Below are 3885 nucleotides of genomic sequence, written 5' to 3' on the forward strand. Positions count from 1 at the left end.
GTGAGTGGGTCGCGTTCCAACGCCTGGCTGAGCCGGTCGGCCACCGGCCCGGGACGGCCCTGGCGCAACTCGCTCTCCGCCCACTCCACCAGCGTGCCGAGCGCCTGCTGACGCAGTCGTTCCCGGACCCGGGCCGCCCAGTCGCCGGGCAGCCCGTCCAGCGGGTCGCCGCGCCACAGCTCGACCGCCTGACGCAGCAGCTGCGCCCGTCGCGGGTCATCCGCGTCGAGGTGCTGGATCTGCTCGCTCAGGGTGCGCAGTTGCCGCAGGTCCACCCGGTCGTCGGCGGCCTCCAACTGGTACCCGCCCGCCCGCCGGGCCACCGTGATCGGGCTGACGCCCTCCCCGAGCGCGGCGGCGGCGAGCAGCCGGCGGATCCGGGTGATGTAGGTGTAGAGCACCCCGCGGGCGTCCGCCGGGGGCGAGCCGTCCCACACCCGGTCGATCAGCATCTCGACCGGTACGCCCCGACCGACGTCGACGGCCAGGGCCGCCAGCACCAGGCGCTGTTTCAGCGGGCCGAGTTCGATCGGCCGGCCGGCCACCTGGATCTGTAGTTCGCCGAGTATTCGAAGTTCCACGGCATCGCCCCCGCGCCCCGTTTGGTCGTCCACATCGGCCGTCACCAGGCCGGACGTGCTTGTCAAGAATTCGTTCAGCTTCCCTACCGAATGCGGCTGCGAAGGTTTTGCCACAGCCGATCCGATGCACCGCTACCGGAGAGGCGAGCACGACCGACCAGTGCACTTCCCCTTCCGAGAGGAGCCGCCAGCAACAACTTCATCGAACGATGCGCAGAGAGCCGCCGGGGTGCCGGCAGCCCTCGTGATCTTGCACGTTCGCAGCGACTCTAACCGGCGATCGGTGGCTGTCATTGCCCCCGAGGCGATGCCGGCTGCCCCGACGGGCCCTTCACCGGCCCGAAAAACCACCTTTTGCATTGGAGGACACCTGCTATGCGATTCTTCGCAGCACGCGGAAACCGGCAGTACACGACCCGGCTGATCGCCGGTGCGGCGCTGAGCCTCGCGGTCATCGGGGCGAACGCCCTGCTCACGATCTCGCCCGCCGAGGCGTCATCGATCAACGGGCCGATCACCCGGACCGAGATGCTCGACCGCGCACAGAACTGGGTCGATCGCGACATCACGTACACCCAGACCGGCACCTGGGCCAAGGACGTCGACGGTTCGCACACCTACCGGCGGGACTGCTCAGGTCTCGTCTCGATGGCCTGGCACCTCTCCCAGAGCTATGTCACCGACCAGTTCCAGGGCAGCAACGCCATGTGGACCACGCTCGGCAGCATCAACGACTTCCAGCCCGGTGACGCCATGGTGCGCAGCGGCCACATCGAGCTCTTCGCGTTCTGGAAGGACAAGAACGACCACTCCAAGGGCGCCTATGTCTACTCGTTCAACAGCGACGGGCAGACGGTGCAGAACCCGTACGCGAACAACAACACGGGCTCACGCGGCTTCAACGGTTGGGACGACCTGAGGACCTACAAACCCATCCGGCGAACCGGTATCGAGGCCACCGAGCCGACACCGGAGCCGGAGCCGGAGCCAACGCCGGTCGCGGACCCGAACGTGGTGCAACTGTCCGGGGACTTCAACGGTGACGGTCGCGACGACGCCGCCATGCTGTACCTCCACAAGGACTCGTCGATCGATTTGTTCACCTCGCTGGCCAACGCCAGTGGCGGGTTCGGGGCGTACTTCGGCAGTTACAAGCTGCCGGCGAATTCGTGGAAGTGGAACTCTTTCCGGACCATCGTGGGTGACTTCAACGGTGACGGGCGTTCGGATCTGGGGGCGATGTACTACCAGGCGGACGGGTCGATCACGATGCACACCGCGTTGGCGAACACCAGTGGTGGGTTCGGGGCGTTCACCGGCAGCCTGACCGTGCCGGCCAGCGCCTACTGGAAGTGGGACTCCGTGCGGTTGACCACCGGTGACTTCAACGGTGACGGCCGCGACGACGCCGGAATGCTCTACCGCTACAAGGACGAGTCGATCGAGCTGTTCACCTCGCTCGGCAACGCCAGTGGCGGGTTCGGCACCTTCACCGGCAGCTACAAGCTCCCCGCGAACTCCTGGAAGTGGGGTTCGTTCAAGACGATCACCGGAGACCACAACGGCGACGGCCGGTCGGACGTGGCCGCCATGTACTACCAGGCCGACGGGTCGATCACCATGCACACCGCGTTGGCGAACACCAGCGGTGGGTTCGGTGCCTTCACCGGCAGCCTGACCGTGCCGGCCAGCGCCTCCTGGTACTGGGACGCCATCCGCCTTCTCTGATTCTCCCCTCGCCGCGGGAGGGCTCGACCGTCGAGCCCTCCCGCACGCGTCGCCACGTCGGACCAGACCAGCATCAGCCGGCGCCCACCCGCGCCCGTACGCCGAGGAGTAACCAGTAATGATCAGTACAACGAGGTCGGGCGCCATCGCCGCGTTGGCAGCGGTCGCCCTGCTCGCGGTCGCCACACCGGCCGTCGCCAAGGACCCGGGCGCCGACGCCCCGAACGGACACCCGGCCATCTCCGGCCTCTCCCGAATGACAGCGACAGCGGCGGTCCCCCCGGGCTATCCGGTGACGGGCATCGACGTCTCACACCACCAGGGCACCATCAACTGGTCGACGGTGGCCGCCGCGGGCGCGAAGTTCTCCTACGCCAAGGCCACCGAGGGGCTCTCCTTCATCGACAGCTCCTTCACCGCCAACTTCCGAGGCGCGAAGCAGAACGGCATCCTGGCCGGCGCCTACCACTACGCCCGCCCCGACAAGTCCGACGGCACCAGCCAGGCGAACTACTTCCTCGACCACGCCCAGTACTCCCAGGACGGCAAGACGCTCATCCCGATGCTGGACATCGAATGGCCCTGGGAGGGGTCGGGCGCGCCGTCCCCGTGCTACGGGCTGAGCACGAGCCAGATGTCGACGTGGGTCAAGCAGTTCGTCGACCGGGTCTACGCGCGCACCGGCCAGCGAACGATGATCTACACGAACACCAACTGGTGGAATCCGTGCACCGGCAACAACGCGACGTTCGGCGCCAACCCGCTCTTCATCGCCAACTACAGCTCCACGTACAAGCCGTTGCCCGCGGGCTGGAACCAGTTCACCCTGTGGCAGTACTCGGACAGCGGCTCCCTGCCGGGCGACCAGGACGTGTTCAACGGAAGCCTCAGCCAGCTCCAGGCGCTCGCCGGCGGCAGCCCGGCGCCGACTCCGGTCGCGGACCCGGACGTGGTGCAACTGTCCGGGGACTTCAACGGCGACGGTCGCGACGACGCCGCCATGCTGTACCACTACAACGACGACTCGATCGAGTTGTTCACCTCGCTGGCCAACGCCAGTGGCGGGTTCGGGGCGTACTTCGGCAGTTACAAGCTGCCGGCGAACTCGTGGAAGTGGAACTCGTTCCGCAGCATCGTGGGTGACTTCAACGGTGACGGGCGTTCGGATCTGGGGGCGATGTACTACCAGGCGGACGGGTCGATCACGATGCACACCGCGTTGGCGAACACCAGTGGTGGGTTCGGTGCGTTCACCGGGAGTCTGACCGTACCGGCGAGTGCGGCCTGGAAGTGGGACGCGATCCGTCTGACCAGCGGTGACTTCAACGGCGACGGACGTGACGACGCGGCGATGCTCTACCACCACAAGGACGACTCGATCGAGTTGTTCACCTCGCTGGGCACCACCAGTGGTGGGTTCGGCACGTTCACCGGCAGCTACAAGCTGCCCGCCAACTCGTGGAAGTGGAACTCGTTCCGGACCATCGCCGGTGACTACAACGGCGACGGGCGCTCGGATCTGGCCGCCATGTACTACCAGGCCGACGGGTCGATAACCATGCACACCGCGCTGGCG

At 67.0% G+C, this 3885-nt stretch carries 3 protein-coding genes; 2 read left to right on the forward strand and 1 reads right to left on the reverse strand.

From position 1 onward, the window contains the following. The coding region (locus KBX53_RS25250; RefSeq protein ID WP_210861996.1) for a BTAD domain-containing putative transcriptional regulator at positions 1–581 on the reverse strand (581 nt) is incomplete at its 3' end. A 375-nt stretch (positions 582–956) separates the two neighbouring features. Between KBX53_RS25250 and KBX53_RS25255 the strand changes: the two genes are divergently transcribed. Further along, positions 957–2309, forward strand: coding sequence for a VCBS repeat-containing protein (locus tag KBX53_RS25255; protein ID WP_210861998.1), 1353 nt, complete (start codon positions 957–959; stop codon positions 2307–2309). Positions 2310–2427: 118 nt separating this feature from the next. Further along, positions 2428–3885 (forward strand): GH25 family lysozyme (locus KBX53_RS25260; RefSeq protein ID WP_210862000.1); only part of this gene is annotated, 1458 nt, incomplete at its 3' end.

Source organism: Micromonospora sp. M51, from assembly GCF_018070305.1.
GTDB lineage: Bacteria > Actinomycetota > Actinomycetes > Mycobacteriales > Micromonosporaceae > Micromonospora > Micromonospora parva.

Coding starts and splice junctions, on each gene's coding strand:
- KBX53_RS25255 (WP_210861998.1), top strand. CDS start 957: ATGCGATTCTTCGCAGCACGCGGAAACCGGCAGTACACGACCCGGCTG.